Origin of the sequence: Metabacillus fastidiosus NBRC 101226 (assembly GCF_001591625.1) — a bacterium.
GTDB classification, from domain to species: domain Bacteria; phylum Bacillota; class Bacilli; order Bacillales; family Bacillaceae; genus Metabacillus; species Metabacillus fastidiosus.
Genome location: NZ_BCVG01000018.1, coordinates 1 through 19112, shown reverse-complemented (window position 1 = coordinate 19112; position 19112 = coordinate 1). Strand labels below are relative to the sequence as shown.

The following is a 19112-nucleotide window of genomic DNA, read 5'->3' as shown; positions in this document are numbered from 1 at the left end:
TTACTCTTCAACTCCTAATTTTGTTTCTTTTTCTTTCATAAAATGGAAGTATGTCCCTTCCTTAACATGGATCTCTTTTTCCCTGACATCCACATCTGTTAATTTTACTAAAGAAATATACTCATCGACCAGTCTTTCTTCTACACCTTCCGATTCAACTAAAACACCTATTCCAGCTACATTTGCACGGAACTCTTCTAACAAGCCGATCATACCGTTTATTGTACCACCAGCCTTCATAAAGTCGTCAATAATTAATACATTCGATCCTTCATTTAAACTTCTTTTCGCTAAAAGCATCGTCTGGATTCTTTTAGATGAACCTGATACATAGTTAATACTGACAGTCGGCCCTTCCGTTACTTTACTGTCTTTTCTTACAATAACAACCGGAACGTCCAATTGGCTGGCTACCGCATAGGCTAATGGAATACCTTTAGTTGCTACTGTCATGACAACATCAATCTTTCTGTCTTTAAATACTGTTGCGAAAAGGCGGCCAATTCTATTTACAATACTTGGACTGCCAAGAATATCTGTTAAATATAAATAGCCTCCAGGTAATAGGCGATCCGACTTAGCAATAAGGTCAACAAGTTCTTCTATAAATAATTTCGCTTCTTCATTACTAACCTGAGGAATAAATTTCACCCCGCCTGCAGCTCCCGGAACTGTCAGCAAAGTACCTATTCCATGTTGTTCAAACGTATCTTTAATAATAGCTAAATCCTCACTAATAGAAGATTTAGCCGATAAATATTTTTCCGAAAAGTATGTTAAAGGGACGAGTTCATGAGGATGATGCAGTAAATAATTTGTCATGTCAACAAGTCGTCCACTCCGACGAAATTTCATGGAATAACCTCCAAAATCCGAATATTATTATAGTAAATATAACTTAATATCCGCCTCTAATCAAGAATGTTTCGTTCGCCTAACATACGCACAGCAAAAACCTGATCGCAAAATCCTCTTAATCCATTGTAAACACGATGCAATCTTGATTCATACTGTACTAATCCAAATACTGTAGGACCACTGCCGCTCATTAATACAGCATCTGCTCCAAATCGCTTCATTTGATCTTTAATATTTGCCACTTCCGGATGCATTTTTAATGTAACACTTTCAAGGACATTACCTAAAAGACCACATATCTTCTCATACTGACCTTTATTTATCGCATCAATCATGCCTCCCACATCTGGATGATCGACTGCATTTAAGTTTAAATTTTTATAAACATCTGCAGTTGATACACCGACTGTCGGCTTTGCAAGCACAACCCAGCAGTGCGGCGGTGGACTTATATGCTGAATAATTTCACCTCTGCCTGTTGCCAAAGCTGTCCCTCCATAAACACAGAAGGATACATCTGAACCTATTTCTGAGCCCAGCTCTGCCAATTCATCTAAGCTCAGCCCTAATTTCCATAATCTATTCAAGCCCCTGAGTGTTGCTGCAGCATCACTGCTTCCACCAGCAAGTCCAGCCGCTACCGGAATAGACTTTGTTATATAGATAGCTACACCTTTTTTTATATTGTATCTTTCCTTCAATATTTTAGCTGCCTGGTAAGCAAGGTTTCGTTGATCATCAGGAACAAAACGATTATGAGAAATAATTTCAATCCGATCGATGCTTAGCTCTCTTATTTCAACTCGATCGGCTAAATCAATCGTTGTCATAATCATCTTTACTTCATGAAATCCATCATCCCTCTTATGTAAAACATCTAATGAAAGATTTATCTTTGCTGGCGCCTTTTCTAAAATCCGCAAATTCTTCACCTACTTTAACGATCTAAAATTGTATCCACATTGTACCATAAAAGCAGATGAAATATAGTTTTTTTCAAAACACCTTTTTATGTATTTTATGTGGATAAAATCTTATCTAAGTACATATACTTTCACGTTGTAGTATGCAATTTTTTTTATGAAACAGTCAAGTTGTTTTAAGAGACAATATTATATTAAGGATTAATATAGCCGAAGCAAAATGCCTCGGCTACGAATATTTTTTCACTCATTATTTTTTAGGTAACTGTGATTGTGCTATTTCAATAGCACGTTTAACCATATTTCCTGCATCCTTTGAACGGATAGCTCCCCATCCGTCTTTTTTAACCGTATCATAAAACCCTAAATCTTTTGCTAATTCATATTTAAAGCTTTCTGACATCATGCTCCGGCGTTTGCTCATAAAAGCGACACTCCCCTTCAAATAATAATAGGCGGTATTTTTATTATTTGAAGGATACGATTAATTTATCCGCTGCCTTATAGATAACACAAAAAGGCAGTAAACCTTATTAGTTTACTGCCCACTAACTGCAACTGAACCTGTTGTACCCTCAAAGAATGTTAATTCCACTGTTTCAGTTAGTACATCTGCATAACTGTAAGATACACGTTCAAATGAATTTTCATCTTGATCTAATTCTATTACAAACACAGATGGATAGGTTTCTGCAAGTACTCCAGAACGTTCAATCGTCTTTCTCCGACCACCATTTGCTTTTAAAGTAAGTCGTCTACCCAGATTTGAATCAAGGGACCTCTTAATATCTAATAAAGTTTTTCCCATTGCATCCACCTCACTAATATAAGTATACAACTTTATGCTATGTAAGTCAAATAAAACTAAAATTATAACAGCGTTAAAACCTTATTGTCAATAAATTATTTTCAACAAAATTCATCATTCCTTGTATATTGTGTTCAATAAATATGTATTTTATGTATGAAACATCGTTTTATTTAAATAGTAATTGTCGAAAGATTCATTTTATTATATTTTATGACGAAGTGAAGGAGCTTTTCCAAAAGCTTAAATTAATATTTTGAAATGGATATTCATTAGTAATTCCCTGTTTTCTAAAGTGTATTTAGATATAATAAAGCATGGAATAATCATGCTTTATTTATAATTGAAAAATAAAAAGCTGCTTATTTTTCATAAGCAGCTTTTTATTCTTCTATTGGTTCTTTTTTATATGGCATTCCTGTCCTTAACAAACCTTTTGTATCGACACCGCCAAGTCCTTTTTCTCGTGTTAAAGTATTCCGCAGCACATCCCAAACATTAATTCTCTCAATAAAAGGAGTAAAACTAATCTTTGCGACGATATAAACAGGGTCTAAAGCATGTATATTCACTCTTGAAGGGGAACTGGCGAAATTTGCTCCAGCACGAATGAGTGATTCAAAATGGGACTGACATGCTCCAGCAAAAATAACAAGTTGGTCTAAGTGAGGAATCTTCCTTCTCGCATTGCGTACGGTTTCAACAAATTGTTTAGAATGCCGATATGCATTTAGATCATTTATATCACCTTTATGCTTTGAATAAGCATCATGCCCTGTCACAACAAGAATATTAGGACGATAGCTTTCCAACAAGTCTATGATGGTATTAGGCATCTCCTTTTCACTCATATGAATCCCATTAACAGGTACACCTATTTTTTCATAAAGTGCTAAACATTTTTGTAAGTAGTGTTTATCACCATCTAAGTGGAGCACTCTTCCAGGAATATAAAAGAAATCCTCTTTGTAATTATAACTTGATGTCGCTACATACTCCTGTTTCTCCCTTAATAGTTCATAATCTTGCCTGAGTAAATATAAAGAGTGTTCCAGCTTTGCGTCCTCTTTCTTCTTTCGGCTATCTCTCTCATTTTGATCAACAATAACTAAATCATCGTATATAGCATCTGCTATTAGCCGTACATCTTCCCCATATAAAATAACGATTCTTTCCCCTGCATCATTTTCTTTTATATCGATAACACGAAATAAGAGATCGCATTTATATGATCTACGACCTACGATATCACCAATCTTCACTTGCATAAGCTTCACTCCACAAAACTGACTTCTGGGATACTGCAAGTAATAATGTATCCTTTTCTAGCCTATGTGAATTTCAGTAATTGGTGATTATGCATTTTATTAAGAATTATTACTTATCTTTGGAGAAGGCTTCATATAAAGCATCGCTTAACCTAGCAAATTCTGCGATAGAGAGCGATTCTCCCCTTCTTCTTCCGTCAATTTCAACAGATGTCAAAGTTTCTTCAATATTTTGTTTAAGCTCTTTGCCGTTCGCTAGAAAATGAACAAGATTATTTAAAATTGTCTTTCGTCTTTGCGCAAAGCTCGCACGAACAATTTCAAAAAAGAATGATTCATTTTTCACTGCTACAATCGGCTCTTCACGTACCAAAAGACGAATGATTGCTGAATCAACATTCGGCTGAGGTACAAAAACCGTTTTTGGAACAGTCATAACTGTTTTTGCTTCTGTGTAATATTGAACCGCTATTGAAAGTGAGCCGTATTCCTTTGTTGATGGCTTAGCAGCAATCCGGTCAGCTACTTCTTTTTGAAGCATGACAACAATTCCTTTTAGAGGAAGCTTCTCTTCTAATAATTTCATAATAATCGGTGTTGTTACATAATAAGGTAAATTAGCAACGACCATTATTTCCTCACAATCAGAAAAATGCTCTGTTATTGCTTTACTCACATCAGCTTCTAATACATCTTCATTAATAATCGTTACATTTTCGTAAGGAGATAATGTATCTTTTAGTATTGGAATAAGTCTTTGATCAATTTCGAATGCTACGACCTTTTTAGCTCTTCTTGCAAGATGTTCTGTTAATGCCCCAATACCAGGGCCGATTTCAATAACTCCTGTACTTTCTGTTACTTCTGCATGGTCTACGATCCGGCTTAATACATTCGGCTCGATTAAAAAGTTTTGCCCAAGGCTCTTTTTAAAGGAAAAACCATACTTCTCTAAAATAGCTTTCGTTCTAACTGGAGTTGCTATATCTTTTATCATTGCGCTTGTTCCTCCTCTAAAATAACATCCATCGCATGTAAAAACTGTTCCTTCGTAATTTGGAACATTTGCAGTCTTTTATGCAATTGCTTCCCATTCGTATAGCCGATTTTTAAGTGAAGTCCAAGCTTCTCTCTTCTTAATTTAGCATCTGTTCCGCCAATTAATCCTGCATTTATTAAATCATCAAATGTAATATCTGATACATAGGCTTCCATTTCTTCTTTAACAGCTTCCAGCGCTTCTTGAATTGCTTTCACCGAAGCATGTTCTACACCAATGCCTTTCCCGTTTTTCGGCCTTGCCTCCTCCTTTGACAGAAATGCATGCTTACAGCCGGCAACTTCATTCGTAATCGTTTTTCTTATCTTTTCCCCCGGGAAGTCCGGATCAGTGAAAATAATAACTCCCCTTGTTTGTTGCGCTAAGCGTATTTGTTCAATAATCCCTTCATCAATTGCTGAACCATTTGTTTCAATTGTATCCGCATCAACAGCCCTTTTAATAGCTGTTGTATCATCTTTTCCTTCAACAACAATAATTTCTTTTATTTTCATCTTTTCCTCCAAATTAATGAAACCTTTATGTATCTTCAATCGTCTATATATTGAAGTAAGATAAACAACCAAAAAATCCACTTTCTACTATATTAAGTGATAACCATTTTGCTTAAATGATAAGAAGATATGAATTTCCAACCGGGTTTGATATACAGCTCCTCTGGTTATAAGCCGTTCTGAATTTGAACACTAAAGGATACCTGCCGTAATGCTTTCCACCCTGATAAGATATTTCACTTTTCTCATTTCATTATAACGCAAAAAAACAGAGGGGCAAAAACCCTCTGCATGAAGATCAATTTATTATTTTTATTTTAACACGTTTATTACCCCAGCGGTATGCCGTAGCTGTATCCGGGACAAACACGTCAATTTTATTCCCTTTTATCGCTCCGCCAGTATCTGAAGCAATAGCATAACCATAGCCTTCTACATGGACTTTTGATCCAAGCGGAATGACACTAGGGTCAACTGCGATTACTTTGGCATTAGGATTTGCTCTTAAGTTTAAACCTGTTCTCGTTGTACCAGAGCACCCATTACAACTCGCTGTATATGCTGTCGCAGTCACATACATTTCTTTCCCACCGGAGGAGGTGCCTCCACGGGATACTTGGGTTGCCTGCTGTTCTACCTTTGTTCCTTGGGCAACGACACGGTCTTTACTATCTTTTAGTTTTTCCATCTTTATAAGTTTTCGGGATACTTCTTTCCCGTTTTCAATAATAACTTCATAATGTTTTTCTTGTTTTCCTTTTTCGCCGGGATCAATAACCTTTTCTTTTCCTTTGGAAATATTATGATCCTTTTTAGTAACTGTATTAAAAGCAATTGGTTCTTCCACAACATCGGTGACTTTTTCTACGCGTGTAACTGTTATTACATCTTTTCCATTTAACTTCTCAGTTAACGCTGGTTCGATTTTGTCCAGGTCGTTTAGCTTTACGTTTTTTTCCTTCAAAAAGTCAGCGACAGTAGTCGAAGTTGTCCAAACTTGTTGCTGTTCCCCACCAACATTTAAAGTGAGTGAAATTGCTTTTTCTATGTTAATTGCCATATTCTTTTTAATTTTTGTATCTAATGATGAACTTACCTTATCATGTTCTGCTATTGCTATTTTTTCTTCTTCGATTAAATCTTTAACTGTTTCAGCTGTTGTCCAAATTGTCCTTCGTTCATTATCTAATGTAATTTCCACAGGTATTGAAGCCTCATATTCAATCTCCATCTGATTTTTGATTTTCGAAGACGGGGATGGTGAAATATGATCCTCTTTTCTTATATCAACCTCATACTCTTCTAATACATCATTTACAGTATCAGCATGTGTGCGTATACTCTGTTGTTCACCGTTTAAGCTCAACTTAACAGTGTCCTTCGTCCCTTCATATGTACCATAAGCAGTACCAGATCCTATGAAAAGTACACCTGCTGCAGTTAGGACATATTTGTTCTTTAACAGCTTTTTAGAAAACAGCTTTTTCATATCATTTAATAAAATGAAAAACGCCTCCTTCTCCTTCGTGGATTATAATAGAGTATATTGCTTTCTGTCAAGCATCTTGGGACTACCCTATTTTTCCAACACAATAATCATTATGCTTAAAAGTATTGGAAAAGTGAAGGATAATTTATCGACAAAGTTACCCTATGAAGGAGATGAGACGTGTAGAACCTTTTGATTTTTATTCCCTTGGTCATAGTAATCACCACAAATTGGTATCGTTTTTTATCACTTTATGCCGAATATTTTCTTTCCATTGTCGGAAGTTTTTTTTGCTATCTCTTCATACGACAAGTTTCTCAATTTTGCTATTTCTTCTGCTACATATTTTACATAACCAGGTTCATTACGCTTTCCTCTAAAAGGATGTGGAGTTAAATATGGACAGTCGGTCTCAATTAACAAACGATCCAGCGGTATTTCCTGGACAACTTCCTTGGGCTTTTTTGCATTTTTAAACGTGACAGGCCCGCCAAACGAAATATAGAAATTCATATCCATACATTGTTTAGCAACTTCTAAGCTGCCTGTAAAACAATGCATAATACCCCCGACTTCACTCGCGCCCTCTTCTTCTAAAATAGCAACAACATCAGCTGTTGCGTCGCGATTATGAATAATAATTGGCAACTTTACTTCCTTTGCCAATGCTATCTGTTTACGAAAAACTTCCTTTTGGATATCCTTTGGTGACTTATTCCAATAGTAATCCAGACCCATCTCACCTATTGCTACCACTTTTGGATGTTCTGATAATTCTCTTATCCATTGTAAATCCTTATCAGTCATATCAATAGCATCAACAGGATGCCAGCCAATTGCAGCATATATAAAATCATATTCTTCTATTAATTCCATTGCACGCTCAATTGTTTCTCTATCAAAGCCTACAACAACAATTTCAGATACCCCTTCGTCAAGAGCTCTTTGAACGACTTCTTCGACATCATTCTCATATTGCAAAGCATTTAAATGTGCATGTGTATCAAACAACATTCCATACAACTCCTTTTGGCTTAATTTTCATCTAATAATTGACAAAACAAATGGGTGTTCTACAAAATGTTACACGTGGAACACCCATTTATATACAATTATTTCACTTGTGATCCGTTCGGAAGACTAGAATCTACTGTCGCAAGTGCCAAATTCCCATCTTTTGAACCTGCAAGAATCATTCCCTGCGATAGTTCACCACGAAGTTTTACTGGTTTTAAATTCGTTACACAGATTACCTTCATTCCTACAAGCTCCTCAGGTTTATAATATTTTGCAATACCTGATACAACTTGTCTCTTTTCATATCCTAAATCAAGCTGAATTTTTAAAAGGCGGTCTGCTTTTTTAATCGGCTCAGCATGAAGAACTTCTGCTACACGAAGTTCGACTTTCATAAAATCATCGATTGTAATCTCTTCTAAAGATTCTTCTTTTTCTACTTTCACTTCTTCTGCTGGTGGTTCTGAACCTTGCATTTGATTTTTTATGTACTCGATTTCTTCTTCTACTTCTAATCTAGGAAAAATCGGAGCTTCTTTACATACTTTAGCAGATGATAACTGGCCAAAATTTTCAATGCTATTCCAGCTGTGTAGATTTTCGTCATTCACACCTAATTGTTTAAATATTTGCTTCGGTGTTTGTGTCAAAAACGGTTTCAATAATACAGCGGTTATTCTCAAAGATTCCGCAAGATGAGTCATTACAGATGCTAATTTCCCACGATTCTCTTCGTCTTTTGCAAGCACCCAAGGCTGTGTTTCATCTATATATTTATTCGTTCTGCTTATAAATTGCCAAACAGTTGATAACGCAACTGAGAATTCCATTTTTTCCATTGACTCTTCATACTTTTTAATTGTCTCTTCGGATAAGTTTTTCAAGCTGTCATCAAATTCTGTTACTGAGCCGCTATATTCCGGAATGTTACCTTCAAAATATTTCTCAATCATTGCTACTGTTCGATTTAATAAATTACCTAGGTCATTTGCCAAATCAAAATTAACTCGGTCAACAAAACCTTCTGGAGTAAATACTCCATCAGAACCAAATGGAACTTCTCTTAATAAATAATAACGAAGTGCATCTAAACCATAGCGGTCAATTAATGTAACGGGATCAACGACATTTCCTTTTGATTTAGACATTTTTCCGTCTTTCATTAATAACCATCCATGTGCAAATACCTTTTTAGGCAATGGCAAATCTAAAGCCATTAGCATAATTGGCCAATAGATCGTATGGAAACGAACAATTTCCTTACCTACAAGATGAACATCAGCAGGCCAGTATGTTTTATATTTTTCATCATTTTCTGTGCCATATCCTAAAGCTGTTATATAGTTAGAAAGTGCATCAATCCATACATAAATAACATGTTTTGGATCCCCAGGTACTTTTATTCCCCAGTCAAATGTTGTCCTAGATACAGCCAAATCTTCTAAACCTGGCTTAATGAAGTTATTAATCATTTCATTTTTACGAGATTCAGGTTGAATAAATTCTGGATTTTGTTCATAGTATTCCAATAATCGGTCAACATATTTACTCATCTTAAAGAAATATGACTCTTCTTTTACTAGTTCAACCGGATGTCCGCTGTCTGGACTTTTCCCGCCAACAATTTTCCCATTTTCTTTTATCGGATCAACTAACTGAAGTTCTGTGTAATATGTCTCATCAGGAACAGAATACCATCCCTCGTATTCATCTAAGTAAATATCACCTTGTTCTACTAACTGTGTAAAGATCTTCTCTACTACTTCTTTATGTCGATCTTGCGTAGTACGGATAAAATCATCATAAGATATATCCATTTTCTTCCATAAATCCTGGATACCAAAAACAATTTCATCTACATATTGTATTGGTGTCACATTCTTTTCTTCAGCTTTTCTCTGAATTTTTTGTCCATGTTCATCAGTACCTGTCAAATACATAACATTATATCCACGCATCCTTTTATAGCGTGCCATCGCATCTCCCGCAACTGTTGTGTATGCATGTCCAATATGCAGCCTTCCACTTGGGTAATAAATTGGTGTCGTAATATAATATGATTTTTGTTGGTTTTCCACCATAGTGTCCTCCTTTAAAGCAGTTAAGAAAAGCGAAAGCGTCTTAAACAGCCCTTGGCAAGAACCCAAAGCGGCTAGAGAGACGCTTGCTTTATAAAAAAGCCCTCGCCCTAAAGGACGAGAGCGCTTTTACGAAACTATTATATTGTTTAAAATCTAATGAAATAATACTTTTTCAACATTATTATTTATAATTTCTATGATACCATCTTAACCCTTAATATCAAGAAAATATACATAAACAAATTGCTTTTCTTTTAGAAAGAAATACTATAATCAGATTGTTTTTTATCATTCAAGTTAAAATAGTTCTATTGGAATATACAGATATTTGAACTATTTAAATTTTGTCGAATATATTGTATAATAAGAATCAGAAATATTTCAAAAAAAAGTAATTAAATGTTTTTAAATTTCCTTTTTATGAATTTAATGGTAAATATTCATCTACTAATAGATACTTCAATCCCTTTATCTATCAATCTTTTTACTATTTTTCAAATTTTCTTCAAAAAAATGATTGACGTTTATTGGAAACACTGATATTCTAATAGAGCAAGCAGTTTTTGTCGAATCTTGACTTATATTGACGAAGTTTGAAATTAAAAATAGAGATATTTTTTTTATATTGAGAGGAGAAAGAATTATGAAATCTACTGGAATTGTACGTAAAGTTGACGAGTTAGGCCGTGTCGTTATTCCTATTGAATTACGCCGTACTTTAGGTATTGCTGAGAAAGATGCATTAGAAATTTATGTTGATGATGAAAGAATCATCTTAAAAAAATATAAACCTAATATGACTTGCCAAGTAACTGGTGAAGTATCTGATGATAATTTCACACTTGGTAATGGTAAACTTGTACTTAGCCGTGAAGGTGCAGAACAAATCCTTGCTGAAATTCAAAGTCAATTAGTTGAAAAATAAAAATGCCCCCATTACAGGGGCATTTTTATTTTTCATTAATATGATATGCTTGATAAACATCTCTTTTTGCCATTTCACGATCTACTGCAACTTGTTTAATAGCATCTTTTGCTTTTAATCCATTTTCTATATAATGTTCTACATGTTCTGCTAATCCCAATGTATTCCACCATATATTGTCTGGATCCTCTATTTCCTCATTAGTATTTCCTTCTATTATTATACAAAATTCTCCACGGATTTCATTTTCTTCAGACCACTTTATTACTTCCTCCAGAGTTCCACGAATAAACTCTTCAAATTTCTTCGTTAACTCCCTTGATAGACAGATCATCCTATTACCAAAGTACTCATACATAAGATTTAATGTATCTTTTAATCTATGCGGGGATTCGTAAAAAATCAATGTGTCCCTCATGCTTTTCAATTGTTCTAATTGTTTTTTCTTTTCTTTCTTATGCCGGTCCAAAAATCCAAAGAAATAAAAAGGCTGCGGACTAATTCCTGATGCTATTAATGCTGTTAATGCAGCATTTGCTCCTGGAAGCGGAATGACTTTTGCATTCAAGCTCAGTACTTGTTTGACCAGCTCACTTCCAGGATCAGAAATTGTCGGCATACCGGCATCACTTACGAGAGCAACTCTTTTACCATCCATCATCATATCAAGGATGCGTGTTCCGCTAACTTCTTTATTATGTTCATGATAACTAAAAACCGGTGTTTCTATTTGAAAATGATTACATAGTTTTCTCGTTTGCCTTGTATCCTCTGCGGCAATGGCATCTACTTCTTTTAAAATATTAAGTGCACGGAATGTTATATCTTCCAAATTACCGATTGGTGTAGGGACTAAATATAATTCACCTTTTTCATTATCATTTATAAAGCTTTTTTGGCTATTCATTTATGTAATCCCTCCTTTCTATTTTTTCTTATATACTTTTCCTTTTCTATCCTGGATAGTTTTTTAAAGGAGTATTCCATTTTCAGTGCTTCACTTTTAGTTTCGAATCTTTCATTATAAAGAAGCTTTACTGGTTTTCTTGCCCTTGTGTATTTAGCTCCTTTTCCAGCATTATGTTTTTCTACTCTTGCTGCCAAGTCAACTGTATATCCAGCATAGTAACTCCCATCCTTACATTCTAATACATAGAAAAAATGATTATTTTTCTCCATATAAAATTTCCTTTATCTCATCTGTATATTCACTATGCTTATTATAAACAAAAAGGGGTTTTAAAATTTTCAAATCTGGCTGGCCATCTTTTATTCCTTCTATTAATAATGTATTTGCTTCCTTTTCCTTATTAGGATGAACAAATTGAACACGCTTTGGTTCAAGTCTATATTTCTTCATTAGTTCAATAATTTCAAGAAAGCGGCCCGGACGATGAACCATTGCAAATTTACCACCTTGACGTAATAATTGGCTGCTAACACGAATAACATCCTCTAAAGTACATAATATCTCATGTCTTGCAATGGCAAAATGTTCATTCTCATTTTTTTTACCTTCCTTTGGTGTAACAAAATAAGGTGGATTACAAGTAACAATATCATATTTACTATGACCTAATTGCTTTGGCATTTCCTTTAAGTCGCCATGAATGATATCAATCTGCCCATCCAATCTATTATAGGCAACACTTCTTGTTGCCATATCATATAGTCTCTTTTGAATTTCCACACCAGTTATTTTACCTTTCGTTCTTGTACTAAGCAGTAATGGAATAATTCCATTCCCTGTACAAAGATCGATAATATTCCCTTTTTGAATCGGCAAATAAGCAAATTTAGACAGTAAAACTGCATCAAGTGAAAAAGCAAATACAGATGGGCTTTGAATAATACGTAAATCTTCAGCTAATAAATAGTCCAGGCGCTCGTCATCCTTTAGCTCAACCATAAACTAATTCTCCTTTTATTTATATATAAAATAGGACTGATCCCTTAAATAAACGGGTCAGTCCTTCCTCATTTTTTATTTAGAAAAGACAAGCAAAATAAGCAGTCTCCCTCTTTACGAATGCTCCCATAATGAACATTGCAAATATGAAAACCTTCTTGATAAAGACGAGCTAAGTTATCATAGCCTTCGCCTATATCAATTAAGCTTTGTTTTTGTTCTTTTTGTTTATCAGTTTTACTACCTTTATTCTCTTTTTCGACTAATGTTGCCAAATCTAGTCTTCGACGTAAATTACCATTTTCAATTTGTAAATGATGGTTCTCTTCCATAAGATCACCCAGGCGTTGTTTTAATGCGCCTAATTGAGTGTACAAAGAACCGATTTGTTCTTCCATACTGCTAACCGATTCAAATATCTCTTTTTTATTCACTTGTTCCACCCCATTAATCTGTGGATTGCATTGGAACTACGCCTTCTTCCTGTAATTCACTCCAAGTGTATTCAACAACGCGCTCCCGTTCGACAAGCTCTACCTGTAACACACGTTCTAAAATATTAAGCCCAACTACTTTTCCAATTCCGTTAGGAGTTCCGATAACCTCTCCCAAGTCCGGCAGCATCTCTTTTGCTGATTCATATTCATCATTTTCATATTTTAAACAGCACATTAAGCGGCCGCATAATCCAGAGATTTTCGTTGGGTTTAATGATAAGTTTTGATCCTTTGCCATTTTTATTGATACTGGCTCAAAATCGCCTAAAAATGTTGAACAGCAAAGCATCCTGCCACATGGACCAATTCCGCCGAGCATTTTGGCCTCATCACGTACTCCAATTTGTCTTAATTCAATTCTTGTCTTAAAAATAGCAGCTAAATCTTTTACGAGCTCCCGAAAGTCGACTCTTCCATCAGCCGTAAAGTAGAAAATAACCTTATTACGGTCAAATGTATATTCTACATCAACAAGCTTCATATCTAAACGATGTTCTTCCACCTTCTGCTGGCAAACATTATAAGCTTCCTGTGCAGCAAGTTGATTTTCCTTGACCATTATTTGATCATTTGTATCCGCTAAACGAATGACCTTCTTCAACGGTAATACAACATCGTTTTCTTCTACTTTCTTATTATTAAGAACTACTTTTCCGTATTCAATTCCCCTAATCGTTTCGACGATAACAAAATCACCAGATTGGATTTGGAGATCATTCGGATCGAAGTAATAAATTTTGCCTGCTTTTTTGAAGCGGACACCTACAACATCGTACAAACTCATCCCTCCTGCAATGTTAAAACCAACTGTTCCATCAATAACTGCGGATTCGTATTGGCGTGAAGCTTTCTCTTAGCATCTAATACTAATGTTATTTTCTTAAGCAAATTTCTTTGAGTTATTTGAAGGGAATGCTGCTTTAATTGCTGTAACAAATCTTGAAAAACAACCTGCTTGTCATTTCCGATCTGAACAGATAATAAATCCTTATATATATATAACAGTAAATCTAAACCGATATCTTGCTTTTCTTTATCATTAAAATGCGGCATCCATTGTGTATGGATCATTAATGGTGCTTGTCCTTTACGATCCCACAATACCTCATACAATTTTATCACTATCACTCTTGCTTCTGCAAACCAATCATCTCGACTTATTTCGAGTGCTTGCTCTACATCATTTGTTAAATAAGAAACAAGATGAGCAATTCTGCTCGGTACCTCATGCTTTTCGAGCTCTTCTCTTATAGCGCTTGGAGGAATTGGCTGAAAAGATAAGGTCTGACATCTTGAAAGAATCGTATTTATAATACGATGAACCTGTTCTGTAATTAAAATAGCAATTGTACTGGAACTTGGTTCTTCTAAAAATTTCAGCAAACTATTTGCCGCGTTGACTGTCATACGGTCAGCATGTTCAATAATATACAGCTTTTTATTTGATTCAACGCCCGCTTTTGAAAACTCTTCTTGTAATGCCTGAATCTGAGATTTTTTAATAGACAGACCATCCGGCTGCACAATGTGTACATCAGGATGATTTCCTGTGTCGATTCGTCTGCAATTTCTGCATATATGACAAGGCTCATATCCACTCGGATTTTGGCAAAAGTAACGCTTAGCTAATAATAAACTAATATCCTTTTTCCCCGTGCCTTTACTTCCCTCAAAAAGATACGCATGCGCTAATCTATTCTTCTGAATACTGTTTGCTAATAATTTTAACACTTTAGGCTGATAGACAGCTAATTCATTCCATGTACTCGTCATATCAAAACCACTTTCTATACGTACAGATTAATTAACAATCCTTTAATTTCTCCTATTTTAGCAAGAATATCGATTGATGATTGCTCTTTATTTACAATTTCATCTGTTAATTCTATTAAAGTCTGGTCAACTTGCTCTACAATTTTCAATGATCTGCTGTTTCCGTTCATATCCCAACTGTAGGATTGTTTTGTACTCATCCCAAATTCTACAGCCTCCTGAATAAACCGCTTTACTAACACTTTATATTTAGACAGTTCATTGAAATTCCTCGATTTTGCCAGACGTCGTCCAGCACCATCAATATCAACCATCAATTTATTCAACTGTTCTATTTGTAATTTATTCCCCTGTTTTTGGATAAGATCTTGGAAACCTTTTGATGATATCGCAGTTCCTCTTTGTTCTACTCCTCTTTTCTCAATCATCGTCCGAATATCTTGACTAATTTTCATCATTTATCTCCTCTAATATTGTTCAAAATGATCAACTGGTAGAATGAAAACAGTTGCTCCCCCTACTTCAACCTCTACTGGGAAAGTTGTGTAATCCACATTTCCACCTAATGGAGTAGCAGGTGTTACAAACTGTTTTCGAGATTGACAATTCTCTTTAATAATATCGAGTGCCTTTTGTACCCTGATATCTTCCGTTCCGATCATGAACGTTGTGTTGCCAGATTTTAAAAAGCCGCCAGAACTAGCTAATTTTGTTACACGAAAGTTATATTCCGTAAGTATATTTAATAGTTTATTACTATCTTTATCTTGGACGACAGCAATAATTAATTTCATAAGTACGAGCCCCTTTATTGTAACATGCAAATCTTTCTATATCATTGCTTGATTTATGGTAATTATATTATATCAGAATTTGGTATTTTTAATAATTTCAATCACAAATATATTGTGCTAATATTTTATTTACCTCTTCAAAAACAACGTTTACAGACTGATCTGCCTGTACTTTAATAATTCGGTCCTGGAAGCGTTCTATAACCTTTTGATATCCCTCTTGTACTTTTACATGAAAACTATACTTTTCTAAGTCCAATCTATTCACTTCACGAATCTCACTGTCAGCAATTCTCTTTAATCCAACCTCAGGATCGATATCAAAATATAAAGTTAAATCAGGCATAACACCGTTTATTGCAAACTCATTTATTGATAGAACTTCATCAATCCCAAGTCCTCTCGCGTACCCTTGATAAGCTAATGAACTATCTATAAAGCGATCACAAATAACAATCTTCCCATCTTTTAATGCAGGAATAACCTTTTCGACTAAATGCTGTCTTCTCGCAGCTGCATATAATAGTGCTTCCGTTCTTGCATCCATCTCAGTATGATTTTTATCCAGGATGACTTCTCGTATTTTTTCTGCTATATGAATACCGCCAGGCTCCCTCGTAAAAACAACTTCTCTACCAAAATTATAATTTTTCAGCATATTTAAGATTGTCGTTTTACCGGCACCTTCAGGACCTTCAAATGTAATAAATAAACCATTCATTCTTTTCACCCTTACTTTCGATAAACAGCAATTTCTCCATAGCTTATATGTTGATCGCCTTGAATATTAATTCCTAGATTTATTAAATTGATCAATTCTTCTATTAATTTCTCTGTTAATTTTTCTCCCGCCATAATAAATGGTATTCCGGGTGGATATGGAATAATAGATTCCGCAGCATAATGCCCGGCTGCATCAGCAAAATTGACAACTTCTTTTTTACAATTTTTAAAGTGAGAATATGGTATTTCCAATGAAATTATTTTTCTATCTGCTTGGTAAGTATAACAATGATAATTATTTAAGCCTTTTTTATTTCTTAATAAAGGCTCTAATAATGTCAGCTTTTCAGATAATAAGTCAATATCTTTCAACGGAAGAACAAATAATAGATTATATATATCGGCAAGTTCGCAATAAACCCCAGTAGTTTCAAATATGGATTGCAATTCAAAACCTGTCAGTCCATTTGTTGATTGAATAGTCACCTTCAGTGGATCTGTTTTTATATTTTTATCCTTTGAAGTTATTAATTTAATTCCTGAGAGACTGCCTATTTGCTCTTTGAATTTATTCACTGCCTGTATAATCTCTTCTTGCATCGATTGCTTACATTCTTCTAAATATGCCCTTGCCAAATCAAGAGAAGCCATAATTGGGTAAGAAGGGCTGCTGCTTTGAAGGATGGATAAATACCAAGTCACTTTATCTATATCAACAAGATTACTATTTACATGTAAGAAAGAGCCCATCGTCATGGCAGGAAGCGTTTTATGTGCCGAATGTACGACAACATCCGCCCCATATTTAACAGATGAGACCGGAAACTCTTTCCCCAATACAAAGTGAGCACCATGTGCTTCATCTACCAGCACAGGTATTTTATATTGATGAGCTAGATTAATAATTTCCGTTAAATCAGTTGATAATCCATAATAATTAGGATTTGTTAAAATGAGAGCCTTTGCATTAGGAAACTGTAAAATAGCTTCCTTAACTGTCTCATATTCCACATAAGCTGGAACTTTATACTGCTCATCAAAAACAGGGGATAAAAAAACAGGTTTTGCCCCTGCTAATTGTACACCATGCATAATAGACTTATGAGAATTCCTTTGTACGAGCACTGGTTCACCTTCGCTACAACAAGCCATAATCATCGCAAGATTTCCGACAGTAGAACCGTTAACTAAAAAAAATGTCTTATCTACCTCATATAAAGCTGCTGCCAGACTTTGTGCCTCCGCAATTGCTTCTTGTGGATCATGTAAATCATCTAAGCCATTAAGCTCTGTCACATCTATCTTTAAAATTTCCTGAAATACTTCTCTTGCCTCATTAATAAAAACTTCACCATTTTTATGTCCAGGCACATGATAAGAAACAGGATATCTACTTTTATGTTTTATTAAAGCAGAGAATAGTGGAGTTTCCATGTCAAACTTACCTTTCTTAAATTAACTGCATTTTCTTTCCTTAATATATATTATAACAATAGTTATATCGATAAACAGTACAGAGTCATGATAACTATAAAAAATAGACCTGTTTATCACAGATCTTAGGAATAAAGAGGAGGGGTATTTACCCTTTTTAATTTTTCTAAGTAAAACTTATATTTTGGATCAAATGTTTCTGTTGCTAACATTTCTCTTTCACAATCCGTACAGATAAAGCTTGTGTAAAGATGAATCCCCTTTTCCTTTTTCTTCTCACAAATAATACATACTTCCCTAGTTTGTTTTATTAGATTATTAGAATTCACTTTCTCTCCACCTCCATATTTAAAGTCTGCCCAAAAAGGTGAACCTTATACAGAATTCTAAGATTAATTAATTACATATTTCATATTTTATGTGACTAATAACTATCCGTGTATGTCTATTTCAAATCATTTTAAAATTAATTTTATATTAAATGAATTAATGTATTCTGTTTTAATAAAAAATAATCGTCCCATTAATAGGACGATTATTTTTAAGCTGGAACTTTAGCATTTAGACCATATTGATTGTCGCCTTCCTGACTATCCAGGCAAGCAAATACGAGTAGAACAATAGTACCGAATGGAACATAATATATTAAAATCCACCATCCACTCCTTCCAATATCATGCAATCTACGAACTGAAAGAGCTAAGGTTGGTAATATAGTAGCTAAAAAATATACTACAAATAAGAAAGAAATATCTGCAACTTCTTGTATTATTATAAGTGCTAGCAGAATAATATAATGAATAAGGAAAAACATCCAATATTCTTTCCGTCTTGCTCTTCCCTGAAATATCGCATACTTCTGGAATGCTTTTAAATACCATTTCATTTCTAGTCCTCCAATAGAATAAATAATAATTACATTAATGGATTTAGTATATCATGTATATAAATCCAAATAATGGTCCTGTATTACCATTTTTATATATAAATTTACAATTTATATACATCGAAAGACTTATCATTTTAAAGTTTCTAAGCTAAAAAGGTTAAATAAAAAGA

Annotated in this window: 23 protein-coding genes; 1 reads left to right on the top strand and 22 read right to left on the bottom strand. The window is 34.5% G+C overall.

The window, feature by feature from the left end:
- The 10 genes from purR to metG all read right to left on the bottom strand — a co-directional run bounded on the left by purR (nt 1) and on the right by metG (nt 9995).
- Nucleotides 1–855: a pur operon repressor gene (purR, locus tag BFA01S_RS07115; protein WP_066227601.1), complete on the bottom strand. Its 855-nt coding sequence runs from the start codon at nt 853–855 to the stop codon at nt 1–3.
- A 56-nt stretch (nt 856–911) separates the two neighbouring features.
- Nucleotides 912–1781 (bottom strand): 4-(cytidine 5'-diphospho)-2-C-methyl-D-erythritol kinase, encoded by an 870-nt coding sequence (gene ispE / locus BFA01S_RS07110; RefSeq protein WP_066227595.1) that lies wholly within the window; start codon nt 1779–1781, stop codon nt 912–914.
- Between the two features lie 250 nt (nt 1782–2031).
- Entirely contained in the window at nt 2032–2205 is a 174-nt protein-coding gene (locus BFA01S_RS07105; RefSeq protein ID WP_066227592.1) for a small, acid-soluble spore protein, alpha/beta type, read from the bottom strand.
- Nucleotides 2206–2319: 114 nt separating this feature from the next.
- Nucleotides 2320–2589 carry a biofilm formation stimulator Veg gene (veg, locus tag BFA01S_RS07100; RefSeq protein ID WP_066227589.1) on the bottom strand — a complete coding sequence of 90 codons (270 nt, stop codon included), beginning with the start codon at nt 2587–2589 and terminating at the stop codon, nt 2320–2322.
- 383 nt (nt 2590–2972) lie between these two features.
- Nucleotides 2973–3857, bottom strand: a complete 885-nt coding sequence (gene yabG, locus BFA01S_RS07095) for a sporulation peptidase YabG (RefSeq protein WP_066227587.1) — start codon at nt 3855–3857, stop codon at nt 2973–2975.
- 109 nt (nt 3858–3966) lie between these two features.
- Complete coding sequence (gene rsmA / locus BFA01S_RS07090) at nt 3967–4854, bottom strand: 16S rRNA (adenine(1518)-N(6)/adenine(1519)-N(6))-dimethyltransferase RsmA (RefSeq protein WP_066227584.1); 888 nt, start codon at nt 4852–4854, stop codon at nt 3967–3969.
- Nucleotides 4851–5411 (bottom strand): ribonuclease M5, encoded by a 561-nt coding sequence (gene rnmV / locus BFA01S_RS07085; RefSeq protein WP_066227581.1) that lies wholly within the window; start codon nt 5409–5411, stop codon nt 4851–4853. The genes rsmA and rnmV overlap by 4 nt, the downstream gene beginning before the upstream one ends.
- 298 nt (nt 5412–5709) lie before the next feature.
- Complete coding sequence (locus BFA01S_RS07080) at nt 5710–6900, bottom strand: G5 and 3D domain-containing protein (protein ID WP_066227578.1); 1191 nt, start codon at nt 6898–6900, stop codon at nt 5710–5712.
- A gap of 246 nt (nt 6901–7146) precedes the next feature.
- Complete coding sequence (locus BFA01S_RS07075; RefSeq protein WP_066227575.1) at nt 7147–7914, bottom strand: TatD family hydrolase; 768 nt, start codon at nt 7912–7914, stop codon at nt 7147–7149.
- Nucleotides 7915–8012: 98 nt separating this feature from the next.
- A complete protein-coding gene (gene metG / locus BFA01S_RS07070) occupies nt 8013–9995 on the bottom strand; it encodes a methionine--tRNA ligase (RefSeq protein ID WP_156483554.1) in 1983 nt (660 codons plus the stop codon).
- A 646-nt stretch (nt 9996–10641) separates the two neighbouring features.
- Here metG and abrB point away from each other — a divergent pair.
- Entirely contained in the window at nt 10642–10923 is a 282-nt protein-coding gene (gene abrB, locus BFA01S_RS07065; protein WP_066227569.1) for a transition state genes transcriptional regulator AbrB, read from the top strand.
- Between the two features lie 25 nt (nt 10924–10948).
- Here abrB and rsmI read toward each other — a convergent pair whose 3' ends face one another.
- The 12 genes from rsmI to BFA01S_RS07005 all read right to left on the bottom strand — a co-directional run bounded on the left by rsmI (nt 10949) and on the right by BFA01S_RS07005 (nt 18939).
- Nucleotides 10949–11830: a 16S rRNA (cytidine(1402)-2'-O)-methyltransferase gene (rsmI, locus tag BFA01S_RS07060; RefSeq protein WP_066227566.1), complete on the bottom strand. Its 882-nt coding sequence runs from the start codon at nt 11828–11830 to the stop codon at nt 10949–10951.
- On the bottom strand, nt 11827–12102 hold the full coding sequence (locus BFA01S_RS07055) for a GIY-YIG nuclease family protein (RefSeq protein WP_066227563.1): 276 nt from the start codon (nt 12100–12102) through the stop codon (nt 11827–11829). Before BFA01S_RS07055 ends, rsmI begins: the two co-directional genes overlap by 4 nt.
- Nucleotides 12089–12832: a tRNA1(Val) (adenine(37)-N6)-methyltransferase gene (locus BFA01S_RS07050; protein WP_066227561.1), complete on the bottom strand. Its 744-nt coding sequence runs from the start codon at nt 12830–12832 to the stop codon at nt 12089–12091. Before BFA01S_RS07050 ends, BFA01S_RS07055 begins: the two co-directional genes overlap by 14 nt.
- A gap of 68 nt (nt 12833–12900) precedes the next feature.
- A complete protein-coding gene (gene yabA, locus BFA01S_RS07045; RefSeq protein ID WP_066227558.1) occupies nt 12901–13266 on the bottom strand; it encodes a DNA replication initiation control protein YabA in 366 nt (121 codons plus the stop codon).
- Nucleotides 13267–13279: 13 nt separating this feature from the next.
- Complete coding sequence (locus BFA01S_RS07040) at nt 13280–14107, bottom strand: PSP1 domain-containing protein (RefSeq protein WP_066227556.1); 828 nt, start codon at nt 14105–14107, stop codon at nt 13280–13282.
- 2 nt (nt 14108–14109) lie between these two features.
- Entirely contained in the window at nt 14110–15102 is a 993-nt protein-coding gene (holB, locus tag BFA01S_RS07035; protein WP_066227550.1) for a DNA polymerase III subunit delta', read from the bottom strand.
- 14 nt (nt 15103–15116) lie between these two features.
- Nucleotides 15117–15557 (bottom strand): YaaR family protein, encoded by a 441-nt coding sequence (locus tag BFA01S_RS07030; RefSeq protein ID WP_066227547.1) that lies wholly within the window; start codon nt 15555–15557, stop codon nt 15117–15119.
- Between the two features lie 12 nt (nt 15558–15569).
- On the bottom strand, nt 15570–15896 hold the full coding sequence (locus BFA01S_RS07025; protein ID WP_066227540.1) for a cyclic-di-AMP receptor: 327 nt from the start codon (nt 15894–15896) through the stop codon (nt 15570–15572).
- A gap of 97 nt (nt 15897–15993) precedes the next feature.
- On the bottom strand, nt 15994–16617 hold the full coding sequence (gene tmk / locus BFA01S_RS07020; protein WP_066227534.1) for a dTMP kinase: 624 nt from the start codon (nt 16615–16617) through the stop codon (nt 15994–15996).
- An 11-nt stretch (nt 16618–16628) separates the two neighbouring features.
- The gene (locus tag BFA01S_RS07015; protein WP_066227531.1) at nt 16629–18053 is read right to left on the bottom strand and encodes an aminotransferase class I/II-fold pyridoxal phosphate-dependent enzyme; all 1425 of its coding nucleotides are present in this window, start codon (nt 18051–18053) and stop codon (nt 16629–16631) included.
- 125 nt (nt 18054–18178) lie between these two features.
- The gene (locus tag BFA01S_RS07010; RefSeq protein WP_066227526.1) at nt 18179–18382 is read right to left on the bottom strand and encodes a sigma factor G inhibitor Gin; all 204 of its coding nucleotides are present in this window, start codon (nt 18380–18382) and stop codon (nt 18179–18181) included.
- 212 nt (nt 18383–18594) lie between these two features.
- The gene (locus BFA01S_RS07005; RefSeq protein WP_066227523.1) at nt 18595–18939 is read right to left on the bottom strand and encodes a DUF805 domain-containing protein; all 345 of its coding nucleotides are present in this window, start codon (nt 18937–18939) and stop codon (nt 18595–18597) included.
- Nucleotides 18940–19112: the final 173 nt, after the last annotated feature.